The following is a 25,093-nucleotide window of genomic DNA, read 5'->3' as shown; positions in this document are numbered from 1 at the left end:
TTACGGACCGCACGACGACGCGCACGCACAGGCGGCGCCGCGACCTCGGCCTCGGGCTCGGCCTCGGTCTCGGGCTCGGCAGCGGCCTCGGTGACCTCGGCGGCCTGCGGCGCACCCGCCGGAGCGGTCGCCTTACGGACCGCACGACGACGCGCACGCACAGGCGGCGCCGCGACCTCGGCCTCGGCCTCGGTGACCTCGGCGCTCGCTGCGGGCTCCACGGTCTCTACTGCCTCGGCGGCCTGCGGCGCACCCGCCGGGGCAGTCGCCTTACGGACCGCACGACGACGCGCACGCGCAGGCGGCGCCGCGACCTCGGCCTCGGTGACCTCGGCGCTCGCTGCGGGCTCCACGATCTCTACTGCCTCTACTGCCTCGGCGGCCTGCGGCGCACCCGCCGGAGCGGTCGCCTTGCGCACGGCACGACGACGCGCACGCGCGGGCGGCGCTGCTTCTGCCGCCGGAGCGCTCTCGGCGTCAGCGGTGGTGTTGTCGGACACTGCGGCGTCAACGGCCGGTATGGCCGGAGCGGCTGCACCCTGAGCGTCCGCCACCGGCGGGCCGGCCGGGCGGGACGCGGCGCGGCGCCTGCGGCGCGGCGGCAGCTTGTCTCCGGGTGCGTTGTTCTCTTCGGCGTTCCCGGTCGTGCCGGGTTCGTTGGACTGGGGCATGCGGGCGGTTCTCCCGTCAGGCTCCCGGGCGCCGCGTCTGGTTCCGGTCCGGCACGGTCCGCGTGATGTACGCGAGACCGCCGTCCGGGGCGCGGGCGCCGCACGGGAGCTCAATGTCTGGCTCGCCGGTTCCGTACGCGATGTGCGTACGGCCTGGCGAAAGTCTTATTGGGTCATCGCGCGGCCCGACCCAGGTGGCTCCCGAGTCGCAGGACTGCGCTGCAACGACCGCCTTACGCGGAACCTGCACCTTCCGGCGCCGTCGCGACGGCGGTCCCGGTGGCTGCGAGTGGAGCGGCCGGGGCTGCCTCGCGGTCGGGCGCGAGCGGGTCGGTCACCGTGCCGGACTCCTCGTCGAAGAGCCCCTGCGCCAGCCTGGTCACCGCTGCGGGAACCGGCGGCGCCAGGTCGGCCACAACGCGGAGACCGGACAGGACGTCGTCAGGTCGCACGGCAGGTGTCACGTGCCGAACAACCAGCCGCAGTATCGCACAGGGCTTGTCCTCGGTCCTATCAGGCTGTGGATCACGGGCCTGCAGATCGACCACGGCAGCACGGGCGTCGAAGGTCCGCATGCCGTTCTTCGCACGGCGCTGGACCTCGACGGTCTCGGCCCCGTTGAAAGCAGCCACGGCCTCAGCGGCCTCCTCGGTGGAGACGCCGTCGAGACGCAGCTCCCAGATGGAGGCGGTCAGCCGGTCGGCGAGACCCGAGGTACGGGCCTCCACGGCGTCGGTGATATCGAGACCGTCCGGCAGTGAGGCGTTGAGCAGCTCGCGCAGGACGGCCGGATCCCGGTCCTCGGTGAGGGCGATCTCCAGGAACTCGGCCTCACTGCCCGTGCCGGTGGGGGCGGCATTGGCGTACGACACCTTCGGGTGCGGGGTGAAGCCCGCCGAATAGGCCATAGGCACCTCGGAGCGGCGCAGTGCCCGCTCAAAGGCACGCTGGAAGTCACGGTGACTGGTGAACCGGAGGCGGCCGCGCTTGGTGTAGCGCAGTCGGATGCGCTGCACTGCCGGTGCGGGCGGCGGGCCTTCGGGCTGTCGCTTGCCCAGTGGTTCTTCTCCTCGGTGCGGGGCGGACGCGGTGGCACGCCGCCCTCGAAATGCGGGTGGCCCGGGGTGTCCGGTCCGGCTCACCCCCGCTCGTCGTATTTCTCTCCGAGCGAGGAGATCTCTGGTCCGGGCGCCGCGCTGGGCACAGTCGTTGTACTACCCAGAGTACGCGCAAGGGGGCTCCCCGGTTCCCGGGGCTCGGGCACCCTCGGCCCGCCGACCAGTGCCCGCCATGCGTCACGGCGCGCCCGGGCCACGGTCTCGCGTGCCGTGCGCAGCGCCGCCCGGGCCGCGCGTCCCGTCTCGACGGCGGCCCTGGCTTGGCGGGGGCCCGGACGGCGTCCCGTACGAAATATCCCACCGGCGTGCACACTGTGCGCGAAAGACCAAGGTCACAGGGCCCGGCCCAGGGGGCGCAGCAGGATGCGACCGGCGGCGCGGGCGCCCGTCACCAGGGCGTCCCGGACCATGCGTACGGGCAAAACGATCACCAGCACCACGGTCCGTCCCGGAATCCTGATCAGGGTGGTCGGACAGCCCTCGCCGGCTTTGGTGCGCGGGAGGCTGGTGCCTCCCGTAATCCATGCCGTACATGGCGCGAAGGCCCGGTCCGGGGCTTCCCGGACCGGGCCTTCGTCACTGGGCTGTCACCCGCGAGGGGATCGGCCTACTTCACGACCGACAACGGCAGGAGCTTCTTGCCGGTCGGGCCGATCTGGATGCTGGTGTCCATCTGCGGGCAGATGGACACAGGGCTACATCCATACATACGCTCCCGCCCATGAACGCGTATGCCGTCGAGACCGAGTGGACTGCCTCAGACCTGGCCCTCTTGGAGGACCTGAAGAAGGCGGAGGCTCTACTCCCTGCGGACGCTCCGCGCGCCCTGCTGTCCATCCGCCTGTCCGTTCTTACAGAGGACACCACCTCGCCGGTACGGCAGGAACTGGACCTCCGCCTCCTGGCCAGAGAGAAGGGATGCCGCGTCGTCGGCATCGCCTCCGATCTCAACGTGTCGGCAACGAAGGTTCCGCCGTGGAAGCGGAAGGAGCTGGGCGAGTGGCTCAACAACCGGGCCCCGGAGTTCGATGTCCTGCTCTTCTGGAAACTCGACAGGTTCATCCGCCGCATGTCGGATCTCTCGACCATGATCGAGTGGTGCGAGCGGTACGGGAAGAACCTCGTGTCGAAGAACGACAGCATCGACCTCGAATCGACTGTCGGCCGGATGATGGTCACGCTCATCGGCGGTATCGCCGAGATCGAGGCGGCGAACACATCGACCCGGGTCGCGTCGCTGTGGGACTACACGCGGACTCAGGACGCGTGGTTCGTCGGCAAGCCTGCGTACGGCTTCGTCACCACGAAGAAGAACGGCAAGCCGTCCCTTGCCATCGAGCCAAACGCATACAAGGCGCTGTACTGGGCTCGCCGCATGGCCCTTCGCGGCGTGTCTGCCCGGCGCATGGCTCTGTGCCTCGTCCGCTCCGGGCTCATGTCCCCAGGGCTCACTACCTCAACTCTCCTCCGGCGCCTGCGTAACCCGGCGCTCATGGGCTACCGGGTGGAGGAGAACAAGAACGGCGGCGTACGCCGCTCGAAGCTGATACTCGGACACGATGGCAAGCCGATCAGGGTGGCCGATCCCATCTTCACCAAGGAGGAGTACGACGAACTCCAGGAGGCCATCGACCGGCGCGGCAAGAACCAACCCCAGCGCCAGACGCACGGCGCGACGCAGTTCCTGGGAGTCCTCACCTGTGTCGACTGCACGTCGAACATGACCGTGCACGTCACGACCAACAAGTTCGGCCAGTACCAGTACCTCCGGTGCCAGAAGTGCAAGAGCGGGGGGCTCGGCGCACCCGATCCACAGGGTGTGTACGACGTGCTCGTGAACGACGTACTGAGAGTCCTCGGCGACTTCCCCGTACAGGTTCGGGAGTACGCGCAGGGGGCGGAGGCTCGGGCCGAGGTGAAGCGACTCGAAGAGGCCATCGCCTACTACATGACGGGCCTTGAGCCGGGAGGCCGCTACACGAAGACGCGGTTCACTCAGGAGCAGGCGGAGAAGACGCTCGACAAGCTGACCGACGAGCTGAGCGCGATCGACCCCGAGACCACGCAGGACCGCTGGACGCTCGTCCACAACGGGAAGACGTTCCGCGAAGTGTGGGAGTCGGGAGGCATGGAAGCCATGGCCGAGGATCTGCGCCGCGTCGGCGTCACCTGCGAGGTGACTCGAACCAAGGTCAAGGGCGTGCGCGCTCCCTCCGTGCATCTGCGGCTGAAGATCCCTCGCGATGTGCGCGAGCGTCTCGTCATCAAGAGCGACGAGTTCGCCGCCAAGCTCTGACGGACCCATGCCCCTGCCCTGTCTCGCCCGCCGCGCGAAGGGCAGGGGCTCCTCCGATCAGGTTGACGGCCGAACAACCTGCCGTGTAAGAAGATCCTCCCGCTCCTTCGAGGAGCGGACACCGTAGCTCCCGCCGTGTGACGGCGGTAGAGCTGGCCACTCCGCGAAGGGGCCGCCATCCCAAGGGGCTGGCAGGGGAAGCCAAGGGCACCCCGAAGCGCAGGACGGTACTGCGCGACTTCCACTCACCCGCCGAGGTACAGCTACGCGCTGCCTTGGCCGCCGCCAGGAGGTCGCCGCCCTTGAACATCACCATCGAGATCGTCTGGACCTTGTGAGGTCTGCGCATCACCGCTCGTGGACGGAGAGGCCCACGACGACTGCGCCGGCATCGAAGCGACCGGCCGATGACTTCGAGCAGCATCGACTTCGGACAGGGCCGCACGTGGGGCGGTGTCTCCCAGCAGGAGTACCAGCGGATGGCCCGAGACCCCCGACACCCGCTTGCCTACCGCATCCACTTCGCGGCCCTCGGGTGGGCCGACCGCCACGGGCACGCCAGCTTCGGTCCCGGCAAGCTCGCCGCACTGTTGGGCAAGGAGGGCAAGCCCCTGTCCGATCAGAGCACGAACAACGCTCTGGCCCGCGCCAAGCAACTCGATCTCGTCTCTCCCCGGTCAGGGGCTGCTTGTCTGCTCCTCCCCTATTACCTGTTCCAGAAGAGGAAGGGCGCACCCGTACCGTGCCGCCTTCACCTTGACCGGTGACAGCTACATCGCTCACGTGTAGCCAGCACACGCCTCGCATGTACCGAGTCGGCATCTCACCTGCGGAAACGTTCGCACCCTCTCTTTTCTTTTTGGCCTCACAGTGCGGCCCCGAAGGGGCCGAAGGAAGGAAGGCACGTACGTACTTACATGTCGGCGGCGAAGGGAAGCGGCGCGCAGCGCCCCAACCGCAAGCGCATCGGCGAAGAGGAAGGGCAGACGCGGCCTCCGGCCGCACAGACGCAAGCAGGCTTTACGTAGGCGGCCCCGAAGGGGCCGACATCAGGAAGACCAGAGAGCTGGCCAAGTGGGGGCGCTACCGCGCCCCACTACCCCAAGGCTTCAAGGCAACGCGCTCGGGCAAGGGGCCGCTACGCGGCCACAACGGGAAGCAACAGACGACAAGCCTCGATGAGGCTCACTCTTGTGCAGTCTCTGAGCGCCGGCCACGCCGGGCGCAGCTCTCCTACCTGCATCTTTCCGCCGTTGACTCGCTCCGCCGCCGCTGACGGGGTCTGAAACCGTGGCAGGATTTGAGCCGCCAAGACATGGCGGTCGGGCAAGGCCCCCTTGGGGGGTCATACCCCCACCCCTTCGCCGTCGCCGTTGGTCACGGGCGTGACAACCACGGCGCGGTCGGCGTTGTCCCTGTCATGACTGCGAAGGAGTGGCTGGAGTACTGGCTGGCGCGAGCGCCCATGCTCAGCGAAGAGCAGGTGGAGGAGATCCTCAGCCTCATGGAGCTGGAGCAGGAGCCACCGGGCAGGGGCTGCGACCAGAGCGTCTCGTAAACCTTCGTTTCGTTTTCGGGACGACCGAACCACGCTCGGGGCATGTCCGATTCGCCCACGCTCAGATGTCTCGTAACCCGTCCCGAAACATCGCCCTCATCATTGGCTTTCGGGACACGTTTGTGAGACGGTCTCATCATGACCACGAACACCCCGGCCGCACAGGTCGAACGTCAGGCCTGCCCGAAGTGCGATGCCCCCGCCGGTAGCCCATGCCGCACGACCACGGGCAAGGTGGCAGCGAACTACCACACGGGCCGCTTCGCCCTGGTGCCCGCGCTCAAGGCGGAACTGACCGTGAAGACTCCGGCCGACCGCAACCCCGGCAAGGCGTGGACACAGGGCGCTCCTGTCACACAGGCACCCGACCCGATACCGGGCGCAGCGATCCGGCTGGGCTACGCCCGTTGCTCAACCGTTGGACAGGAACTTCAGTCGCAGTTGGACATGCTTGCCCGTGCCGACTGCACCCGTGTGTTCTCGGAGAAGATCAGTACCCGCGTGAAGGAGCGGCCGGAACTGGAGAAGGCGCTCACCCTGGCACGGGAGATCAAGGCAGCCGCACCGAATCAGCCGGTCATCCTGACCGTGGTCGAGATGAAGCGGCTTGCCCGCAGTGCGGCAGAGCTGATGACTCTGTCTTCCACCCTTCAGGCGGACGGCATCCAACTGGAACTCCTGTCCGGTCCCCTTCAGGGTGTGTACGACCCGAACGGGGCAGGTGCCATCGTGTTCGCCGTCCTCGCCGTCAGTGCAGAGGTGGAGCGGGAAGGCATCCGGGAGAAGACGTTGGAAGGGCTGGAAGCTGCGGCCCGCAAGGGCAACGTCGGGGGGCGTCCGTCCGTCGTGGACAATGACACCTTGGCCGTAGCCCGTGCCCGGCACGTCAAGGGAGACAGCGTCACAGCCATCGCCAAGGCCCTGGGAATCGGCCGTGCCACGTTGTACCGCCACCTCGGAGAGAGCGCCTGAGACAGGCGCACACGGACACAGGCAGGCCCCCGGCATCACGTCGGGGGCCGCCGTCATGCACGGGCCTGTCAGCCGCTGACCTCGGAGTGAAGGGGGGCCGGTGGCCGAACGCCCGTGAGTGACTCCGCCCGAGCGAGTAGGCGCGGGGCCAGGTCCGGGTACCAGCCACGGGCTACCGCTTGCAGCGTCTCCGCCAGTGCGGCGAGCTCGCCGACTCGGCCGGCTGGGGTGTCCAGGACCGAAGCGAACTCCAGCCGGATGCGGTCCGCCACGTCGGGAACGAGCAGGCTGTTGGCATGGAGAAGACCCACGTCGTAGCCGTAGGGGACCAGGCCCCACCGCTCCCAGTCCAGGAGGGTCAAGGGCGTGGTCGTGAGGTTGCCCCAGTGCAGGTCACCGTGACCGGTCACCCGCTCCACCTTGGCAGGGGCCGGGATGCCGAGGAACTGGGGGAAGGCGCGTTCGATCCACCCGTCCCGCACAGTGACCTTCACTCCCTCCACCCCAGCGAGCAGGGCCAGGGCTTGGCGTAGGTCGGCCCACCACCCGGCAGGCAAGCCGGGGTCGTGGTCCAGGTCGGCCCGCTCTGGCGACACGACTGGGTGCGTCACGTAGTCGAGGACTTCGGCCTCGAAGGCCCACTCGCCGTCAGTCCAGTCGTGCACCTCGTACAAGCGGGGGCGCGGGACCGCGTCAGGCACCAGCAGGGAAGCCCCCACGATGCCCTCCCCCTGCTTCCTGCCCGCGTTCCTCCTGGCCGTCCGGCCTACCCGTAGCCACCGCTCCCCCGCCTGCCGACCGAGGGTCACACCTTGGAACCCCCAAGCCAGCGGACCCGTACACGTGAGCCCCAGAGCCTTCGCCGCCCTGTCGTGGGCAGCCTCCATCAGGGTCTGTACGTCCTCACTCGGCGGCGAGTTCATCGGTCAGCCTCCTCACTTCCTCGGCCGTCAGGGGCGCAGCCAGAGCCTTCGCCGCATCGTCCCAGTGTTCGCGGGTGCTCGCGGGTGCTCGCGGAAGTCAGGACGACATCGAGGCCGGGGCACGATCCGGCAGCCAGCAGGGCAGCGGCTGCGGCCGACAGGCCGGGACGGATGAAGTTCACCAGTTCGGGTGTCATGGCACCCAGCAGTTCGCCCCCGTGCAGAGGGGCGGAGCCGAACGTGATCAGCCCCGCGTCCTTCGCCTGCACCAGCGGTCCGCCGCCGTCGAGTGCCTGCCTGATCAGGTCATCCATGATCAGACTGACGGGCATCTGCAACCCCGTGAAGTGGTGCTCGGCGGAACCCGCCGCCTGTCGGGCGAGCGCGAGCAACTCGGGAACCGTGAACGCTTCGGAGGTCAGGCCCGTCCAGGTGGCGACGCCGTACCCGTCGATCCTGCCCGCATGGGCGAACTCTTCCAGCGCCGTGAAGGCTTCCCGCACACGCCAGTGCAGAGCGGCACGGTCGAGGCCGTGCCCGTGGTGCTCGGGGTTGTGCACGAACACCAGGTCCACGCGGCCGAGTGTGGCCAACGACCGCTCCGTCTGCCAGCGAACGAAGCCCGGTTCAAGGCTGTGCCGACTGGCCGTCTCTTCCCGGGTGAGCACGCCTTCAGCCAGGGCGGTGCGGCCTTGCTCCTCCGTGAAGAACCCTGTCTTCGTGGCCACCCGAGCGGTGGTGTACTCCGCGAGAACCGGGCGCAGCGCCTCGTGTGCTCCACCGTGGGCGTAGTTGGGTGCCGTGTCCAACCAGGGGCTACCGGCAGCCAGGGCGGTGCGTGCCGCCTGACTGACGGCACGCACGCGGTATGTCCCCAGGGAGAGAGCGGCGGTCACAGCGCGGTCCCCACGACCGCGACGGCATGGCCCTCGATGAGGACGGAGACCAGCTCGGCCACGTCCTTGATCTCCAGTCCGGCGGAGTCGGCCATCTCGCCGAGCGTGGTCGGCTGACCGGTCAGCAGGGTGCCGAGGACGGGCGCGGCCGACTCGGCGAAGTCCCAGGCGGTACCGGCCGCCGAGAACGTGACCGTGCTGTGGGCGGGGTTCGCCGTCAGGCGGCCCCGAGGGGCCGTCAGCTTGACCGTGATCTCCGGACGTGCGGGCAGCCCGTCCACGTAGGGCAGAGAGGGAATCGCATGCCCCAGGTCGGTCGTGTCGATGGATTCCGCCCACCGCTCCACCAACCGGGGATCGGCCAATTCGTTCAGCACCTCACCGCGTAGCGAGGCGATGAAGTCGGAGTGCTCGCTCAGTGAGGCAAACCGTGGGATGTCCCCGCGCAGTGCGGGGGACGACCGGAGCTGATCCACGACCCAGAGCATGAGGTCAGCGCCCGTGTGCGGGACCATGCCGAACGTCAGGTGCAGCGACTCCGTCCCCTGGTCAGCCGTGACCGCGTGCCACCAACCGCGTGGCAGGTAGAGCACGTCACCGGGGGCGAGAACGATGTCCGCCACGGGGTCGCCCTCGGGCCTCTCTGGCGACTCCACGTCCCGGAAGGTCGGAGCCTCGCGTGTGGAGCCGTACAAGCGCCACCGCTTTGAGCCGTGAACCTGCACCACCACGACATCGTGGTCGTCCCAGTGCAGGCCGAAGCCTTCGCGATCCGTCCAGGAGGCGTACGCGTTGGCCTGCACGGACGTGCCGAGGAACCGTTCAAGGCCTTCGGCAGCCGCACCCACCACCGGGTGGATCTTCTCGACCGCATCGAGGACCAGCGACGCCCCGTCCTTGAGCTGGGCGTGGAAGTCGGCCGGCTGGATGCGCGACCAGGTGACCGCGCGGCGGTTCGTGGTCGGGATCGCGTAGCGGTGAAGGGGGACCATCTCGCCGTCCACCGACAGGCGCAGCCGAGGCGGCTCCAGTCGTTGCGTGGCGATGATCCGGTTCAGGTCGTCCCAGGAGAACAGGCCCGCCGTGTCGGCGGTGCTGGGGAAGTGCGCGTAGGAGCGGTGGTACGTCTGGGCGAGGAACGTGTCCCCGCCCAGACGCCCCGCCCACGAGGCGGCATCAAGCATCGTGGGCAGCCCCGTCAGTCGTTGCCGTCAGAACGCCCGCTACTGACGTCCGACTCCTGCTCGGCACGCGTCCGCGCGGCCACGATCTTGCGCTTCGCGACGAGCAGGCCACCCCCCTCGGGGGCCACCGAACCGGTGTTCTCTTCCACCATCGGACTTACCTCTCTACTCGGAAACACCCGCCGGGAATCCGGCGGGAGGAAAGGGAGGGCAGCAGCCTTCGAGGCAGCTACCGCGTCGCAAGGGCTCCGGCGAGGAACACGGCCGAGCCGCCGAGGATCATGGCCAGGTAGAGCGGACCTGCGTACCGGCCGAAGCGGCGCAGCACCCAGTTCCGTAAGCCAGACCTCACGCCGTCCTCGGCTCGATGTCAGCCGGGCGGAGCGACGTGGCGGACAGCGAGTCGTGCCCCGTGCAGCGGGCACACCCGCAGGGCGGGTATCGGCCCGGGTCGGACAGGATGACGAACGGGTCACCCTCCCGAACCCTGGTGGTGCTCTGCTGCCAGGTGCGACCCGAGTCACGGGATACCCGAAGGCTCATGAGAACGCGGCGATCAGTGCCGAGGTCCACGGCCCGAGTGGAGCCGAAGCCATCGTTCGCCATGCCGTTCTGCGTTCCCATTTCCGCACCCTTCCGCAGGTTCTCGCCCGTGCCGTTTGCGACAACCCCAAGGAAACCGCCGGGAGTCCGGACCCTCCACGGCATCAATGCGGCAGTCTTGACGCAGATCCGTGCACGGCAGCGACGTAGGTTCAGGTCATGGGAAGGGGCCGTCATGGGACTGGCGGAACGGCGCAAGACCCTGGGCTACAGTCAGGAGAAATTGGCTCAGTTACTCGGGGTAGACCGAACAACGGTCGGACGCTGGGAGAGCGGCAGGATCGAACCCCAGCCACCCCAGCGACGGGGCTTGGCCAGTGCCCTCGAAGTCACTCTCATCGAGCTTGACGCCCTCCTGCCGCAGCCACGAGCCGCCAGCCAGGAGGCCACAGGGCAGCAGTCCAGTGACCATCCAGGCGCGGGAGACCCCGACGAAATGATCCGCCGCGAATTCCTCCGCATCCTCACAGTCAGCGGAGCACTCACCGCCCTGCCTCTGGATGAGGCCGCAGCCCTCACGGACGGGGTGCGTAGGGGCGCACCATCCGACTTCGCGCGGATGAACAGCCACCTGTGGCAGGTCTACCAACTGGCCCGCTCCAAGGGCTCTGTCTACCCCATCGTCCGCGACCAGCTCGCCACGCTGAACGAAGCCCTGGCAGCGGACATCCGAGGCAACTCCCGGCCACTCCTGAACGCGGCAGCCGACCTCTTCCAACTCGCCGGAGAAGTCGCCTTCGACGCCAACCGATACACCGACGCGGCAGCGTCCTACGCCCTGGCAGCTTCCGTCAGCAAGGACGCCGGAGCCTTCGACCTGTGGGCGTGCGCCCTCGTACGACACGCCTACGTGGACATGTCGGAGCAGCGATACCGCCAGGCTGCGCAGCTCCTGGCACTGGCCGAGAGGCTGGCAGGGAAGGGAGACAGCACCCTCGCCACGCGGCACTGGGTCGCCTCAGTCCAGGCCGAGGCGTACGCCGGCCTCGGAGACCTTGCCAGGTGTGAGCAGGCGCTCGACCAGGCAGAGAGGGTCAGGGACCTGACCACGGACAGCACCAACGGTGGATGGCTGCGCTTCGATGGCACCCGGTTGGCGGAGGAACGGGGCGCGCGCTACGTGCAGCTCGGTCGTCTTGACCTGGCGGAGGAGACCTTGACCGAAGCGCTGCGACAGACCGCGCTTGCGTCTGGGCAGTCCTACCGGCGCAGGGGTGCCGTGCTGGCTGATCTCGCCGCCATCGGTGCCAAGCGACGTGACCCCGAGCAAGTCGTCCTGTACGGGCGGGAAGCCATCCAGTTGGCGCAAGCCTCAGCCTCGGGCTACGTCGCCCGTAGACTCCAAGCCCTGTGCAGCGAGTTCGGCCCCCTGGCCGGGGACCACCGCGTAGCGGAGCTGGGGGCCGAGATCGCCACGCTGAGCACGCAGTGACGAGAGGGGATGGCATGTCGCAGATCGAAGGTGCTCGACTGTTCCGGGAAGCGTGGATCGCAGGCGTCCACCAGCACTTCCCAGGCGAGCCGAAGCCCGGCTACGTGACCCCGTGGGATGACACCCCGCAGTGGGAGCGTGAGGCCGCAGGCTCTGTCTACGAGCAGGTCCGCCAGTTCATCGAGATCAGCAGTGGCCACGCTTCCAGGTTGTCCCGGGAGCAGAAGGGCCGGTTCGTCGCGACCTGCTGGACCGCTCAGATGTTCAAGCACTTCGAGGACCCGAAGCCCGGCTACGTGGCCGACTGGCCAGACCTCCCGAAGTGGCAGCAGGAGACCGACGCCGACATCTTCGAAGCCATCGAGCACGCGGCCTCCTGACCCCACCCCAGCATGAGAGCGCCCCCGGTTCACACCCACCGAACCGGGGGCTGAGCCATGCCCAGGAGTCCCACGCGGGCGCCTGCCGGACGACGACCGGGCACCCAAGGGTGGATCTGGGCACGGTGGGCCGTGCAGTCCCTCACGCAGCCGCTGAGCCCCGATCTACCCAGGACACGCGAGAGGCGCCCGGCTGTGACTGCCCGGACGCCTCTCTTCAGCTACACCCACTCGACCGCCGAGACGATGCCCGGATCGTGCCGAGGAGCAGGGAGCGGCGTGCGCCGCACAGGGCGGGGAGCCTGCTCGCGCTCCTTCGTCCCGAGCCCTCGAAGGATCTCGGTACGCTCCGCTTCGCTCATGCCAGCGAGCGTCTCAGCCATCCTCTGGACGGCATCGCCGCTGGTCACGGCTACTTCTTGACCTCAAGCGGGAGCAGCTTCTTGCCCGTCGGTCCTACTTGTGGCCATGTGTCGAACTGCGGGCAGACGCCGCAGTCGAAGCACGGGGTCCAGCGGCAGTCCTCGACCTCGGTCTCGTCGAGCGAGTCCTGCCAGTCCTCCCAGAGCCACTCCTTGTCGAGACCGGAGTCCAAGTGGTCCCAGGGCAGGACCTCCTCGTAGGTCCGCTCACGGGTGGTGTACCAGTCGACGTCCACGCCGTACTCGGGCAGCGTCTTCTCGGCGGCGGTCATCCAGCGGTCGTAGCTGAAGTGCTCGCGCCAGCCGTCGAAGCGGCCGCCGGACTCGTAGACCGCGCGGATGACGGAGCCGATGCGGCGGTCTCCGCGCGAGAGCAGGCCCTCGACGATGCCGGGCTTGCCGTCGTGGTAGCGGAAGCCGATGGAGCGGCCGTACTTCTTGTCGCCGCGGATCTTGTCGCGGAGCTTGGCCAGCCGGGCGTCGGTCTCCTCGGCGCCGAGCTGCGGGGCCCACTGGAACGGCGTGTGCGGCTTGGGCACGAAGCCGCCGATGGAGACGGTGCAGCGGATGTCGTTCTGGCCGGAGACCTCGCGGCCCTTGGCGATCACATTGACCGCCATGTCGCCGATCTGGAGAACGTCCTCGTCGGTCTCGGTGGGCAGGCCGCACATGAAGTACAGCTTCACCTGACGCCAGCCGTTGCCGTATGCGGTGGCGACGGTACGGATGAGGTCCTCTTCCGAGACCATCTTGTTGATGACCTTGCGCATGCGCTCGGAGCCGCCCTCGGGGGCGAAGGTGAGTCCGGAGCGACGGCCGTTGCGGGTCAGCTCGTTGGCCAGGTCCACGTTGAACGCGTCGACGCGGGTGGAGGGCAGCGAGAGGCCGATCTTGTCCTCGGTGTACCGGTCGGCGAGGCCCTTGGCGATCTCACCGATCTCGGTGTGGTCCGCGGAGGAGAGCGAGAGCAGGCCGACCTCTTCGAAGCCGGTCGCCTTGAGACCCTTCTCGACCATCTCGCCGATGCCGGTGATGCTTCGCTCCCGCACGGGGCGCGTGATCATGCCGGCCTGGCAGAAACGGCAGCCGCGGGTGCAGCCGCGGAAGATCTCGACGGACATCCGCTCGTGAACGGTCTCGGCGAGGGGCACGAGGGGCTGCTTCGGGTACGGCCACTCATCGAGGTCCATCACGGTGTGCTTGGACACCCGCCACGGCACCCCCGACTTGTTGGGTACGACACGGCCGATGCGCCCGTCCGGGAGGTACTCGACGTCGTAGAAGCCCGGGACGTAGACGCCACCGGTCTTCGCGAGGCGGAACAGCACCTCTTCGCGGCCACCGGGGCGGCCCTCGGCCTTCCAGGCACGGACGATCTCGGTGATCTCCAGGACGGCCTGCTCGCCGTCGCCGATGACCGCGCAGTCGATGAACTCCGCGATCGGCTCGGGGTTGAACGCGGCATGACCGCCGGCCAGCACGATCGGGTCGTCGACGGTGCGGTCCTTGGCGTCCAGCGGGATGCCCGCGAGGTCCAGGGCAGTGAGCATGTTGGTGTAGCCGAGCTCGGTGGAGAAGCTCAGCCCGAAGACGTCGAACGCCTTGACCGGGCGGTGGCTGTCCACGGTGAACTGCGGGACCTTGTGCTCGCGCATCAGCTCTTCGAGGTCCGGCCACACGCTGTAGGTGCGCTCGGCGAGGACGCCCTGACGCTCGTTGAGCACCTCGTACAGGATCATGACGCCCTGGTTGGGGAGTCCGACCTCGTACGCGTCCGGGTACATCAGCGCCCAGCGGACGTCGCATTCGTCCCACGGCTTGACGGTGGAGTTCAGCTCACCGCCGACGTACTGGATGGGCTTCTGCACATGCGGGAGCAGAGCTTCGAGCTGTGGGAAGACCGAATCGACAGACATCGCGAACTTTCGAGAGCCGGCAAGGGTGACCATCAAGCGTACCCCGGTGCTCAGCTTTCCAGCGCCGCCCGCAACCGCGGCCGCGACGCCCGCTTCCACACCTCCGGCAGCTCCCGTTCCCCGGCGGCGGCGGTCGCCTCCTCCCGCCCGTACAGCAGCCCCCAGGTGAACGCCGACTCCCCCGCCGCGTGTGCCTGGACGGCCAGGGTGCGCAGGGCGTCGCGGGCCACCACGCTGTCCTGGTGGTCGCCGAGGAGGGTCTGGAGGGCCTTCATCCGTTTGGCGAACCGCTTGGCCGGCTTCCCCAGCGCGGGCCGGGCCGCCTCCGCCGCGTAACGGGCACGCTTGGCGGCCTTGCGGGCGTCGTGCAGCGCGAGGTCCCGGTCGTGGCCGGGCTGCAGCTCCAGGGCGTGGCCGACACGGGTCGCGAGGCGCTCGTACTCCTTCAGCACGGCACGGGGCAGCTCCTGCCCGGGGGCGCGGGACGCGGCGGGCAGCAGCGGAGGGGCGGCGAGCAGTGCGTCGAGGCTCTCCAGGAGTGCCAGGTACCGCTTCCCGTCGAGCACGGCGACGGTCCGGCGCCGGGAGTCGCCCCGGCGGGCCGCCGCCCAGATCCGCAGCCGGCTGCGCACGGGGCCGAGGACCAGGGTGCGGGGCAGGTCGGCGAGGCCGGAGCACAGACGGGCGTCGAGAACCTCCCGGTCACGGTCGATACCGAGCTCGGCGGCCAGCCACTTCAACTCGTCGCCGACCGGGTCGGTGACGCTCCGGTCGAGGATATTCCGGTACGTCCGCAGCGCGCTGCGCAGTCTGCGGGTGGCGACCCGCATCTGGTGCACGGCGTCGGGAAGGTCGCGGCGTACGGCGGGGTCGAGGGCGACGATCGCCTCGCCCTGGTGGCGGATGTATGCGAGGACGTGGTCGCCCGCGGTGAGCTGCCCGGCCTTTCCGCGCGCCCCCTTGTCCCGCTTCCGCTTCCGCTCCGGCGCGGTCTCGGCGAGCGCCCTGGCCAGCTTGGACGGCGATGCGGACGGGCGGACACCGGCCTTGCGCAGCCGGCGTTCGACGGCGTCGAGGAAGGCGGGGTCGCCGTCGTCGGCGAGTTCGACCTCGATCTCGGTCCAGGCGGCCGTGGCGCTGCCGCCCGTCAGCCGTTCGGCCCGCACGGTGTCGATGCTGACCTCGGCGAGCAGCGCGCCCTCGGCAGCGAGCAGGTGGTGCACGTCACGGGCGGTGCGCAGCCGTACGACGGGGACCAGTTCGCTCCTGCGGACCCGGGAGCGGAGCAGACCGGCGAGGGAGCTCGGCAGGGTGTCGGAGAGCGGTTCCTGGAACTCGTCCCGGATACCGGATGCGACCGGGAATTTGAGGTGCCAGCCGGCATCGCTCCCGCCGGTGCGGCGGCGCAGGGTGAGAGAGCCGGCCGCGAGCCGGAGGTCCTCGGTGTCATAGTAGACCGCGTCCAGTTCACTGACGCCCTGGTGAGCGACGGCCGAGACCCCGGCCACCCGGCTCAGGTCGGGGAGCCGGGTTTCCGCGGTGGCTTCGTACTTCCGCTCGATCTCACGCTTCGAGTCCGCCATGACCCGAATCTAGACGTGTTGCGCGCGGGATGGACAGTGCTCCCGTCCCGGCTCAGGCGCTTATCGGCCGCTGCACCCTGATCGACTGGAGCAGTCCGACGGCCACCCAGACGGCGAACATCGAGGACCCTCCGTACGAGACGAACGGCAGCGGAAGCCCTGCGACCGGCATGATGCCGAGCGTCATCCCGATGTTCTCGAACGCCTGGAAGGCGAACCAGGCGATGATTCCGGCGGCGACGATCGTGCCGTACAGCTCGGTCGTCTCGCGGGCGATCCGGCAGGCGCGCCACAGGACGACGCCGAGCAGGACGAGGATCAGCCCGGCCCCCAGGAAGCCGAGCTCCTCGCCCGCGACGGTGAAGACGAAGTCGGTCTGCTGCTCGGGGACGAACTGGCCGGTGGTCTGGGTGCCCTGGAAGAGGCCGGTTCCGGTGAGGCCGCCGGAACCGATCGCGATGCGTGCCTGGTTGGTGTTGTAACCGACACCCGCCGGGTCGAGCGCGGGGTTGGCGAAGGCGGCGAAGCGGGCGATCTGGTAGTCGTCGAGCAGGCCGAGCTGCCAGATGGCGACGGCGCCGGCCGTGCCCGCGCCGAGGAGGCCGAAGACCCAGCGGTTCGAAGCGCCGGAGGCGAGGAGCACACCGAGCACGATGACGGCCATGACCATCACGGAGCCGAGGTCCGGCATCCCCATGACGATGGCCATCGGAATGGCCGCGAGGCCGAGTGCCTTGGCGACGGTCCGGTGGTCGGGGTGGAGCTGGTCACCCGCATCGACGCGCTCGGCGAGCAGCATCGCCATGATCAGGATGATGGTGATCTTGGTGAACTCGGACGGCTGGAGGGAGAAGCCGCCGCCGATGATGATCCAGGCGTGCGCGCCGTTGACGGTGGCGCCGAGCGGGGTGAGGACCGCCAGCACGAGGATCACCGAGAGGCCGTAGAGGATCGGGACGGCGCCGCGCAGGGTGCGGTGGCCGAGCCAGATCGTGCCGACCATCAGGGCGAAGCCGATGCCGGTGTTGAGGGCGTGCCGGAGAAGGAAGTAGTACGGGTCGCCGTGCGTGAGCGCGTCACGGCCCCGGGTCGCCGAGTAGACCAGCAGCGAGCCGATGAAGGAGAGCGCGATCGCGGACCCGAGCAGCGGCCAGTCGAGTTTGCGTACGAGGGAGTCGCGGGCGATGAGTTTGCCCCAGGCGGAGCGCTCGGGGGCGTACCGCGAGACGGAGAAGCCGGCCATCAGTCACGCCTCCCGAGCACTGCCGCGAGGGTCTGCTCCTGCGGGGCCTTCTGCGAGTTCGGGTCGTACGGCTTGATCTGCGGGGCGTCGATCGAGCCATCGTGCTGGATCTTCGGCAGGGACTTCTGCGGGGTGGGCAGCAGCGCCTTCTTGAGGTCCTGCTTACCGGAGTCGTCGAGTCCGTAGAGCGCGTTGTAGATCCTGCGCACGGCGGGCCCGGAGGCACCGGAGCCCGTACCACCCTGAGAGATCGTCATGACGATCGAGTAGTCCTTGGTGTACGTGGCGAACCACGAGGTCGTCTGCTTGCCGTAGACCTCGGCCGTACCCGTCTTGGCGTGCATCGGGATCTTGTCCTGCGGCCAGCCGCCGAACCGCCAGGCGGCCGAACCGCGGGTCGCGACTCCCGCGAGGGCCTCGTCTATCTCGTTGCGGGTCTTACGTGTGAAGGGCAGCTTGCCGTGCGACTCGGGCTTGATCTCCTCGACGCTCTTGCCGTCGCCGCTGACGATCGCCTTGCCGACAGTGGGGTTGTAGAGCGTGCCGCCGTTGGAGATCGCGGCGTAGATGGTCGCCATCTGGATCGGGGTGACGAGGGTGTCGCCCTGGCCGATCGAGTAGTTGACGGAGTCACCGGCGCGCATCTTGTTGCCTTCGAGGCAGTTCTCGTACGCGATCTTCTCGACGTACGTGCCGTCCTTCTTGCCCTGCTTGCACCACGCATCCTTGTTCGCCTTGTAGAAGTCCTGCTTCCACTGGCGGTCGGGGACGCGGCCGGTGACCTCGTTGGGGAGGTCGATGCCGGTCTCCTTGCCGAGGCCGAACTGGTGGGCGGTCTTGTAGAACCAGTCCTTGGGCTGCTTCTTCGGGTTGATGCCGCCGTCCTTCAGCCACTCCTTGTGCGCGATGCCGTAGTAGACGGTGTCGCAGGAGACTTCGAGGGCCCGGCCGATGCTGATGGAGCCGTAGCTCTGGGACTCGAAGTTCTTGAAGGTCTGCCCGCCGACGCTGTACGAGCTGGGGCACGGGTAGTTGCCGTTGAAGGGATAGCCGGCGTTGACCGCGGCGGTCGAGGAGATGACCTTGAAGATCGAGCCGGGGGCGGCCTGGCCCTGGATGGCCCGGTTCAGCAGCGGGAAGTTGGACTTCTTGCCGGTGAGCTTGGCGTAGTCCTTGGCGGAGATGCCGCCGACCCAGGCGTTGGGGTCGTAGTTCGGCAGGGAGGCCATCGCAACGACCCGGCCGGTCTTGGCCTCCATGACGACGACGGCACCGGAGTCGGCCTTGTAGTTCTCGCCGGTGTTCCTGTCGAACGACTGACGGGCCGTCTTCATGGCCCCGTTGAGCTCGTACTCGGCGACGGCCTGGACCCGGGCGTCCATGGACGTGACGACACTGGCCCCGGCCTCCGCCTCGTCGTTCTTCGCCTCGCCGATGACCCGGCCGAGGTTGTCGACCTCGTAGCGGGTGACACCGGCCTTGCCGCGCAGTTCCTTGTCGTACGTGCGCTCCAGGCCGGAGCGGCCGACCTGGTCGGAGCGCAGGTACGGCGAGTCGGTGTCCTGTGCCTTGGTGATCTCTTCGTCGGTGACGGGCGAGAGATAGCCGAGGACCTGGGCGGTGTTGGCCTTGCCGGGCGCGGGGTAACGGCGTACGGCGGTCGGCTCGGCGGTGACGCCGGGGAAGTCCTCGGTGCGTTCGCGGATCTGAAGGGCCTGCTGGGTGGTGGCCTCGTCGGTGACCGGGATCGGCTGGTACGGCGAACCGTTCCAGCAGGGCTGCGGGGTCTTCGCGTCGCAGAGCCGGACCTTGTCGAGGACCTCCTTGGGCTTCATGCCGAGGACATCGGCGAGCCGGGTCAGGACGCCCTTGCCGTCGTCCTTTATCTTCATCAGCTCGGTGCGGCTGACGGAGACGACCAGGCGGGTCTCGTTGTCGGCGAGAGGCACGCCGCGCGCGTCGAGGATGGAGCCACGGACCGCGGGCTGGACGACCTGCTGGACGTGGTTGTTCCTCGCCTCGTCGCTGTACTCCTGGCCGTTGCGGATCTGGAGGTACCAGAGGCGCCCGCCCAGGGTGAACAGCAGGGAGAAGACGAGGACCTGGATGACGACGAGACGGATCTGGACCCGTTGGGTCCGGCCGGTCTCGGGGATATTGCTCACGGGGCGCCCCTGGTGGTGGTCGGGCCGGAGGTACGGGGGGTGTCCCCGCTGTGGTGCGGCCTCACAGTCGCTTGACTCCCTTGATCCGTCCGGCGCGTCCCGCTCGGTTGCGGGCGGCCCTGACGCGCAGTCCGCCGCGCTGGCTGCCGATCCGCAGTCCGGTGCCGGATGCCAGCCAGCCCGCGGCGACGTCGCCGCCGGAGGAATCGGCGACCGGATCGTTCACCGTACGTCTGGCGATCGCCATGATCAGGGGCACGACGAACGGCGCGAGGAGCAGGTCGTAGACGGCGGCGGTGAACAGCAGGCTGCCGAGGCCCACATGACGGGCCGCCGTGTCCCCGACGAGCGCGCCGACGAGCGCGTACAGCAGCGTCGAGCCGATCGCCGCGGCGACAACCGCGGCCATCGGGACGAAGGCCGACTTGAGCTGCCCGTTCTCCGGCTTGACCAGTCCGGCGCAGTAGCCGATGACACAGAGGACCAGTGCGTAGCGTCCGGCGGCGTGGTCGGCGGGCGGCGCCAGGTCTGCGAGGAGTCCCGCGCCGAAGCCGATGAGGGCGCCGCTGACATGCCCGTACACGAAGGCGAGTCCGAGTACGACGAGGAGCAGCAGGTCCGGCACGGCGCCGGGAAGCTGAAGGCGGGCGAGCACAGAGACCTGGACGACGAGCGCGACCACGACCAGGACGATGGAGAGCAGAGTCCGGTTCAAACGCATGGGAATCAGCTCTACCTCTGCTCGTCTACCGCGTTGCCGGCGCTCGGTGTGGCGCCCGGACTGCCGCTCGGGTTCGGGCTTCCGCTGGGGTCCGGGCTCTCGTGGATGTTCCCGACGACGTTGCCGTCGGTGTCGACGATGTCGCCGTTGGGCGAGATCGTGACGGTGACGGTCGGGGTGGGCTTGGGCTTGGCGGGCTTGGCGGGCGCCTTCGGCAGGACCATGTCGCGGGGGTCCTCGCGCGGGGCCTGGACGACGATGCCGACGATGTCGAGCTTGGTGAACCCGACGTATGGGCGGACATAGACGGTACGGGTCAGGCCGCCGCCGGACGGGTCGACACGAACGACCTCGCCGACCGGGACGCCGGGCACGAACGGCTTGTTCTTGCTGGAGCCGAAGGTGACAAGGCGGTCGCCCTTCTTGACCCTGGCCTTGCCGTTGAGGAACTGGACGGACAGCGGCTGGGAGCCCTGGCCGGTGGCGAAGCCCAGTTCGTCGGTCTTCTCCATACGGGTACCGACGGTGAAGTCGGGGTCGTTGGCCAGGAGCACCGTGGCGGTGTCCGGGCCGACGGTGGTGACCCGGCCGACGAGACCGTCGCCGTTGATGACGGTCATGTCGCGCTTGATGCCGTCGTTGGAGCCCGCGTCGATCGTGACCGTCCAGGAGAAGCCCTGGGCCGCTCCTATGGCGATGACCTCGGCGGCCTTGATGCCGTACTGTCCGGCGGCCGACTTCTTCAGCATCCGGTCCAGCTCACGGACCCGGTTGCGGTTCTGGTCGTCGCTGCCGAGCTTCGTCTTGAGCGCGGCGTTCTGCCGCTCCAGCTCGGCGATCCGGTTGTGCCGTGTGCCGGAGTCGCGTACTGCCCCTATGGCGTTGCCCACCGGGTCGACAGCTGCCGCGACGCCGTTCTCAACCGGCCCGAAGGCCGTGGCGGCGGCCCGCCGGGCGCCGTCCACCGGTGACTCCTCGCCGCCGCGGATGTCCACCGTGATCAATGCGAATGCGATGGCGATCAGCAGCACCAGGAGCAGCCGGCTCTCTCGTGTGTCCCTCACGTGCGGCGGCCGTGCCTTCCTCGTCGGAATGTTCGTGCCTGTATATCAACGATCGGCCGTACGGAACGGCAGTGGTCCGCACAGCAGACTGATGTGTTGTTCATCTGCGGGCCGGGCAGTGCCGTCTACCTGCGGGGCTGGGCGTCCAGCACCTGCTGGAGCGCCTCGAACTCCTCGACGCACTTGCCGGACCCGAGCGCCACCGAGTCCAGCGGGTCCTCGGCGATGTGGATCGGCATGCCGGTCTCGCGGCGCAGCCGCTCGTCCAGTCCGCGCAGCAGCGCGCCGCCGCCGGTGAGGACGATGCCGCGGTCCATGACGTCGCCGGAGAGCTCCGGCGGGCACTTGTCGAGCGTGGTCTTCACCGCGTCGACGATCGCGTTGACCGGCTCCTCGATGGCCTTGCGGACCTCGGCGGCCGAGACGACCACGGTCTTGGGCAGCCCGGAGACCAGGTCGCGGCCACGGATCTCGGTGTGCTCGTCCTTGTCCATGTCGTACGCCGAACCGATCGTGATCTTGATCTGCTCGGCGGACCGCTCACCGAGGAGGAGCGAGTACTCCTTCTTGATGTGCTGGATGATCGCGTTGTCCAACTCGTCGCCGGCAGTCCGGATCGACTGAGCAGTGACGATTCCGCCGAGCGAGATGACCGCGACCTCGGTGGTGCCGCCGCCGATGTCGACCACCATGTTGCCGGTGGCCTCGTGGACCGGCAGCCCTGAGCCGATGGCCGCCGCCATGGGCTCCTCGATGATGTGCACCTGGCGCGCGCCGGCCTGCGTCGATGCCTCGATGACGGCGCGTCGCTCGACTCCGGTGATGCCGGAGGGCACGCAGACGACGACCCGCGGGCGGGCCAGGTAGCGGCGCTTGTGGATCTTCAGGATGAAGTAGCGGAGCATCCGCTCGGTGATCTCGAAGTCGGCGATCACGCCGTCCTTCAGGGGCCGTACGGCAACGATGTTGCCCGGTGTACGCCCGATCATCTTCTTGGCCTCGGAGCCGACCGCCAGGATGCCGCCGGTGTTGGTGTTGATGGCCACGACGGACGGCTCGTTCAGAACGATGCCGCGCCCCCTGACGTACACCAGCGTGTTGGCAGTCCCGAGGTCGATAGCCATGTCACGGCCGATGAACGACATTGAGTTCCCCTTGTTCCCCATGAGGATGCGTCGGGCCTTCCAAGAAAGCGATGATGGCTTGTTCTGGTCGGCGAGATGAGCGCTGCGGGCGTGGAAGATTCCATCGTAGTGCCGTATGCACGAACACCGCGCGAGGGTCCTTCGCCATTGTGGGCGGAACGGGTGGCCGTTCCACTCATGGTGACGTTACGTCGGAGTGATGCGTTCCCGCGATCCGTAACCCTATGCCGAAGGGCGACCGAATTAATTCGGTCGCCCCAGGTCGTGAGCGCTGTTCGGCTGATCCGGGGTCAGAAAAGTCCCGGGAAGAAAAGCTTCAGCTCTCGCTCTGCGGACTCCTCGGAGTCCGAGGCGTGGATGAGGTTTTCCCGGGTGACCGTGCCGAAGTCACCGCGGATGGAGCCGGGCGCGGCGGCGATCGGGTCGGTGGGGCCGGCCAGCGTACGGATGCCCTCGATGACCCGCTCGCCCTCGGCGACCAGCGCCACGATCGGACCGGACTGCATGAACTCGACGAGCGGCTCGTAGAACGGGCGGCCGACGTGCTCGGCGTAGTGCTGCTCCAGCGTGGCGCGGTCGAGGGTACGCAGCTCCAGCGCGGTGATCCGCCAGTCGGCCTTGCGCTCGATCCGCCCGACGATCTCGCCGACGAGTCCGCGCCGGACGGCGTCGGGCTTGAGGAGAACGAGGGTGCGCTGGGTCATGGTGTGCGGCTCCTTGCAGGCATGCGGGTGCGGTGAGGCGAGGCTACAGGGGTACGGGGACGGGCCTGCGGCCGGGTTTGTCCACGGAGTGCCGGATCAGCCACCGGCCGGGGCCTCGGACGTCTCCTGCGCCGCCGCCCAGCGGGCCTTCACCTCGTCGATCTTGCGGCCGTAGTGCACCGAGGCCCACCACAGGGCGCCGAAGACCAGGCCGAGGATGAACATCATCGGGACGACGAAGCCGCTCAGCACCAGGGCGATCTGCAGCGCCCAGCCGAGCTGTATCCCGCCGGGGCGGGTGATCATCCCGCAGAGCAGCACGGCCAGCAGCATGCCGATGCCGCAGACCGTCCAGACCGTGGTGTTCGTCAGGTCGTCGGACTTCATCGCGACGAGTCCGGCGAAGCCGATCACGAAGAACTCGCCGATCAGTGTCGATGCACAGAGAGTACGCACAGGGTCAGTGCCTTCCCAGAAGCAGCCGGGCCTCGCCGACCGTGATCACGGAACCGGTCACCAGGACGCCGGCGCCCGCATACTCGTCCTCCTCCTCGGCAAGGGTGATCGCCGCCTCCAGCGCGTCGTCGAGGCGCGGTTCGACCTGGACGCGATCGTGGCCGAACACCTCGACCGCGACGGCGGCCAGTGCGTCGGCGTCCATCGCGCGGCCGCTGGAGTTCTGGGTGATGACAACCTCGGCGAAGATCGGCTCGAAGGCTTCGAGGAGCCCCTTGACGTCCTTGTCGTCGCTGGCGCCGACCACACCGATCAGCCGGGAGAAGCCGAACGCCTCGGAGAGCCCGTCGGCGGTGGCGCGGGCGCCCGCCGGGTTGTGGGCCGCGTCCAGGACGACGGTCGGACTGCTGCGGACCACCTCGAGACGGCCCGGCGAGACCACCGAGGCGAAGGCCTGGCGGACCGTGTCGATGTCGAGCGCGCCCGGCCGCTCGGCGCCGATCCCGAAGAACGCCTCCACGGCGCAGAGAGCCACCACCGCGTTGTGCGCCTGGTGGGCGCCGTACAGCGGGAGGAAGACCTCTGTGTACTCGCCACCGAGGCCGCGCAGCGTCAGCAACTGGCCGCCGACGGCGATCTCGCGGGAGACGACACCGAACTCCATGCCCTCGCGGGCGACCGTGGCATCGACCTCGACGGCCTTCTTCAGCATGACCTGCGCGGCGTCGACGGGCTGCTGCGCCAGGATGACCGTTGCACCCTGCTTGATGATCCCGGCCTTCTCACCGGCGATCTCAGCGGGCGTGGCACCGAGCCGGTCGGTGTGGTCCAGCGAGATGGGGGTGACGACGGCGACCGAGGAGTCGATGACGTTCGTCGCGTCCCAGCTGCCGCCCATGCCGACCTCCACGACGGCGACATCGACCGGCGCGTCGGCGAAGGCCGCGTACGCCATGCCCGTCAGCACCTCGAAGAAGGAGAGCCGGTACGGCTGCTGGGCGTCGACCATCTCCACGTACGGCTTGATGTCCTGGTACGCCTCGATGAACCGCTCGGGGTCCATCGGGGCGCCGTCCAGGCTGATCCGCTCGGTGATCGACTGGACGTGCGGCGAGGTGTAGCGGCCGGTGCGCAGGTCGAAGGCGCCGAGCAGCGCCTCGATCATGCGGGCCGTGCTCGTCTTGCCGTTGGTCCCGGTGATGTGGATCGAGGGGTACGCGCGCTGCGGCTCGCCGAGCACATCCATCAGCGCGGCGATGCGCGCGACGGAAGGCTCCAGCTTGGTCTCGCCCCAGCGCCCGGCGAGCTCCTGCTCCACCGCGCGCAGCGCCTTGTCCACCTCGGGGTCGGCGGGGCGGGCGGGGACGTCCTGGCCCTGCGGCGGTCCCGAGCGGGTGCGCAGCGTACGGCTCCCGGCCTCGATCACCGCCAGGTCGGGGTCGCGCTGGGTCGCTTCGTCGACGATCTCCGCGAAGGTCTCGTCGGGATCGGAGGCGTCGTGCCGGTCGGAAGGGCGGGGCTCACTCACGGGGCCAGTCTACGGATGTGCACGGACATGGCGCGCAGCGCCCGGGGTCGCCGGAGTCCTGACCGTGCGCGGGGACGGCGAAGCCCCCGTACTCCCGGCAGCGGGAGTACGGG

The 25,093-nt window shown here is 68.8% G+C and carries 24 protein-coding genes and 2 pseudogenes; 7 read left to right on the top strand and 19 right to left on the bottom strand.

Annotated elements, in window-relative coordinates; all coding sequences use genetic code 11:
* The 3 genes and pseudogenes from ABTZ94_RS22990 to ABTZ94_RS22980 form a co-directional block, all read right to left on the bottom strand.
* Positions 1 to 671, bottom strand: a pseudogene (locus ABTZ94_RS22990) (ribonuclease E/G); the annotation flags it as partial.
* A 233-nt stretch (positions 672 to 904) separates the two neighbouring features.
* On the bottom strand, positions 905 to 1,687 hold the full coding sequence (locus tag ABTZ94_RS22985) for a TIGR03936 family radical SAM-associated protein (protein ID WP_351202930.1): 783 nt from the start codon (positions 1,685 to 1,687) through the stop codon (positions 905 to 907).
* Between the two features lie 122 nt (positions 1,688 to 1,809).
* A pseudogene (locus ABTZ94_RS22980) lies at positions 1,810 to 2,108 on the bottom strand (hypothetical protein); the annotation flags it as partial.
* Between the two features lie 402 nt (positions 2,109 to 2,510).
* Between ABTZ94_RS22980 and ABTZ94_RS22975 the strand changes: the two are divergent.
* The 5 genes from ABTZ94_RS22975 (at position 2,511) to ABTZ94_RS22955 (ending at position 6,615) form a co-directional block, all read left to right on the top strand.
* Positions 2,511 to 4,085: a recombinase family protein gene (locus ABTZ94_RS22975; protein ID WP_351202929.1), complete on the top strand. Its 1,575-nt coding sequence runs from the start codon at positions 2,511 to 2,513 to the stop codon at positions 4,083 to 4,085.
* Positions 4,086 to 4,222: 137 nt separating this feature from the next.
* The gene (locus ABTZ94_RS22970; protein ID WP_351202928.1) at positions 4,223 to 4,423 is read left to right on the top strand and encodes a hypothetical protein; all 201 of its coding nucleotides are present in this window, start codon (positions 4,223 to 4,225) and stop codon (positions 4,421 to 4,423) included.
* 69 nt (positions 4,424 to 4,492) lie between these two features.
* Positions 4,493 to 4,852 carry a hypothetical protein gene (locus ABTZ94_RS22965; protein WP_351202927.1) on the top strand — a complete coding sequence of 120 codons (360 nt, stop codon included), beginning with the start codon at positions 4,493 to 4,495 and terminating at the stop codon, positions 4,850 to 4,852.
* A 653-nt stretch (positions 4,853 to 5,505) separates the two neighbouring features.
* Positions 5,506 to 5,643 (top strand): hypothetical protein, encoded by a 138-nt coding sequence (locus tag ABTZ94_RS22960; protein WP_351202926.1) that lies wholly within the window; start codon positions 5,506 to 5,508, stop codon positions 5,641 to 5,643.
* A gap of 138 nt (positions 5,644 to 5,781) precedes the next feature.
* On the top strand, positions 5,782 to 6,615 hold the full coding sequence (locus tag ABTZ94_RS22955) for a recombinase family protein (RefSeq protein ID WP_351202925.1): 834 nt from the start codon (positions 5,782 to 5,784) through the stop codon (positions 6,613 to 6,615).
* Between the two features lie 68 nt (positions 6,616 to 6,683).
* Here ABTZ94_RS22955 and ABTZ94_RS22950 read toward each other — a convergent pair whose 3' ends face one another.
* The 5 genes from ABTZ94_RS22950 to ABTZ94_RS22930 form a co-directional block, all read right to left on the bottom strand.
* Complete coding sequence (locus tag ABTZ94_RS22950; protein ID WP_351202924.1) at positions 6,684 to 7,334, bottom strand: phosphotransferase; 651 nt, start codon at positions 7,332 to 7,334, stop codon at positions 6,684 to 6,686.
* A 200-nt stretch (positions 7,335 to 7,534) separates the two neighbouring features.
* Positions 7,535 to 8,401, bottom strand: a complete 867-nt coding sequence (locus tag ABTZ94_RS22945) for an aldo/keto reductase (RefSeq protein WP_351202923.1) — start codon at positions 8,399 to 8,401, stop codon at positions 7,535 to 7,537.
* 29 nt (positions 8,402 to 8,430) lie between these two features.
* A complete protein-coding gene (locus tag ABTZ94_RS22940) occupies positions 8,431 to 9,618 on the bottom strand; it encodes a JmjC domain-containing protein (RefSeq protein ID WP_351202922.1) in 1,188 nt (395 codons plus the stop codon).
* 14 nt (positions 9,619 to 9,632) lie between these two features.
* Positions 9,633 to 9,770: a hypothetical protein gene (locus ABTZ94_RS22935; protein ID WP_169435287.1), complete on the bottom strand. Its 138-nt coding sequence runs from the start codon at positions 9,768 to 9,770 to the stop codon at positions 9,633 to 9,635.
* 77 nt (positions 9,771 to 9,847) lie between these two features.
* Positions 9,848 to 9,970: a hypothetical protein gene (locus ABTZ94_RS22930; RefSeq protein ID WP_268254429.1), complete on the bottom strand. Its 123-nt coding sequence runs from the start codon at positions 9,968 to 9,970 to the stop codon at positions 9,848 to 9,850.
* A gap of 15 nt (positions 9,971 to 9,985) precedes the next feature.
* Between ABTZ94_RS22930 and ABTZ94_RS22925 the strand changes: the two genes are divergently transcribed.
* Positions 9,986 to 11,653 carry a helix-turn-helix domain-containing protein gene (locus ABTZ94_RS22925; RefSeq protein WP_502967292.1) on the top strand — a complete coding sequence of 556 codons (1,668 nt, stop codon included), beginning with the start codon at positions 9,986 to 9,988 and terminating at the stop codon, positions 11,651 to 11,653.
* A gap of 14 nt (positions 11,654 to 11,667) precedes the next feature.
* Positions 11,668 to 12,033 (top strand): hypothetical protein, encoded by a 366-nt coding sequence (locus tag ABTZ94_RS22920; protein WP_351202920.1) that lies wholly within the window; start codon positions 11,668 to 11,670, stop codon positions 12,031 to 12,033.
* Positions 12,034 to 12,254: 221 nt separating this feature from the next.
* Here ABTZ94_RS22920 and ABTZ94_RS22915 read toward each other — a convergent pair whose 3' ends face one another.
* From ABTZ94_RS22915 to folC, 11 genes are all read right to left on the bottom strand, one after another.
* Positions 12,255 to 12,395 (bottom strand): hypothetical protein, encoded by a 141-nt coding sequence (locus tag ABTZ94_RS22915; RefSeq protein WP_351202919.1) that lies wholly within the window; start codon positions 12,393 to 12,395, stop codon positions 12,255 to 12,257.
* 50 nt (positions 12,396 to 12,445) lie between these two features.
* Positions 12,446 to 14,371 carry a TIGR03960 family B12-binding radical SAM protein gene (locus ABTZ94_RS22910; RefSeq protein ID WP_351202918.1) on the bottom strand — a complete coding sequence of 642 codons (1,926 nt, stop codon included), beginning with the start codon at positions 14,369 to 14,371 and terminating at the stop codon, positions 12,446 to 12,448.
* Positions 14,372 to 14,421: 50 nt separating this feature from the next.
* On the bottom strand, positions 14,422 to 15,954 hold the full coding sequence (locus tag ABTZ94_RS22905; protein WP_351202917.1) for a CYTH and CHAD domain-containing protein: 1,533 nt from the start codon (positions 15,952 to 15,954) through the stop codon (positions 14,422 to 14,424).
* A 52-nt stretch (positions 15,955 to 16,006) separates the two neighbouring features.
* Positions 16,007 to 17,197, bottom strand: a complete 1,191-nt coding sequence (gene rodA, locus ABTZ94_RS22900) for a rod shape-determining protein RodA (RefSeq protein WP_351202916.1) — start codon at positions 17,195 to 17,197, stop codon at positions 16,007 to 16,009.
* On the bottom strand, positions 17,197 to 19,362 hold the full coding sequence (gene mrdA / locus ABTZ94_RS22895; RefSeq protein WP_351202915.1) for a penicillin-binding protein 2: 2,166 nt from the start codon (positions 19,360 to 19,362) through the stop codon (positions 17,197 to 17,199). Before mrdA ends, rodA begins: the two co-directional genes overlap by 1 nt.
* 61 nt (positions 19,363 to 19,423) lie before the next feature.
* On the bottom strand, positions 19,424 to 20,083 hold the full coding sequence (gene mreD / locus ABTZ94_RS22890; RefSeq protein ID WP_351202914.1) for a rod shape-determining protein MreD: 660 nt from the start codon (positions 20,081 to 20,083) through the stop codon (positions 19,424 to 19,426).
* Positions 20,084 to 20,094: 11 nt separating this feature from the next.
* Complete coding sequence (gene mreC, locus ABTZ94_RS22885) at positions 20,095 to 21,147, bottom strand: rod shape-determining protein MreC (RefSeq protein WP_351202913.1); 1,053 nt, start codon at positions 21,145 to 21,147, stop codon at positions 20,095 to 20,097.
* Between the two features lie 125 nt (positions 21,148 to 21,272).
* Complete coding sequence (locus tag ABTZ94_RS22880; protein WP_351202912.1) at positions 21,273 to 22,292, bottom strand: rod shape-determining protein; 1,020 nt, start codon at positions 22,290 to 22,292, stop codon at positions 21,273 to 21,275.
* Between the two features lie 290 nt (positions 22,293 to 22,582).
* Complete coding sequence (ndk, locus tag ABTZ94_RS22875; protein WP_351202911.1) at positions 22,583 to 22,996, bottom strand: nucleoside-diphosphate kinase; 414 nt, start codon at positions 22,994 to 22,996, stop codon at positions 22,583 to 22,585.
* 96 nt (positions 22,997 to 23,092) lie between these two features.
* Positions 23,093 to 23,452, bottom strand: a complete 360-nt coding sequence (locus tag ABTZ94_RS22870; RefSeq protein ID WP_351202910.1) for a DUF4233 domain-containing protein — start codon at positions 23,450 to 23,452, stop codon at positions 23,093 to 23,095.
* A 4-nt stretch (positions 23,453 to 23,456) separates the two neighbouring features.
* On the bottom strand, positions 23,457 to 24,980 hold the full coding sequence (folC, locus tag ABTZ94_RS22865) for a bifunctional tetrahydrofolate synthase/dihydrofolate synthase (RefSeq protein ID WP_351202909.1): 1,524 nt from the start codon (positions 24,978 to 24,980) through the stop codon (positions 23,457 to 23,459).
* Positions 24,981 to 25,093 lie beyond the last annotated feature (113 nt).

The sequence above is a fragment of the Streptomyces sp. NPDC002785 genome, from assembly GCF_040295565.1.
GTDB lineage: Bacteria > Actinomycetota > Actinomycetes > Streptomycetales > Streptomycetaceae > Streptomyces.
Note: the sequence above shows the minus strand (reverse complement) of the source record. Positions and strands in the feature narration are given on the sequence as shown.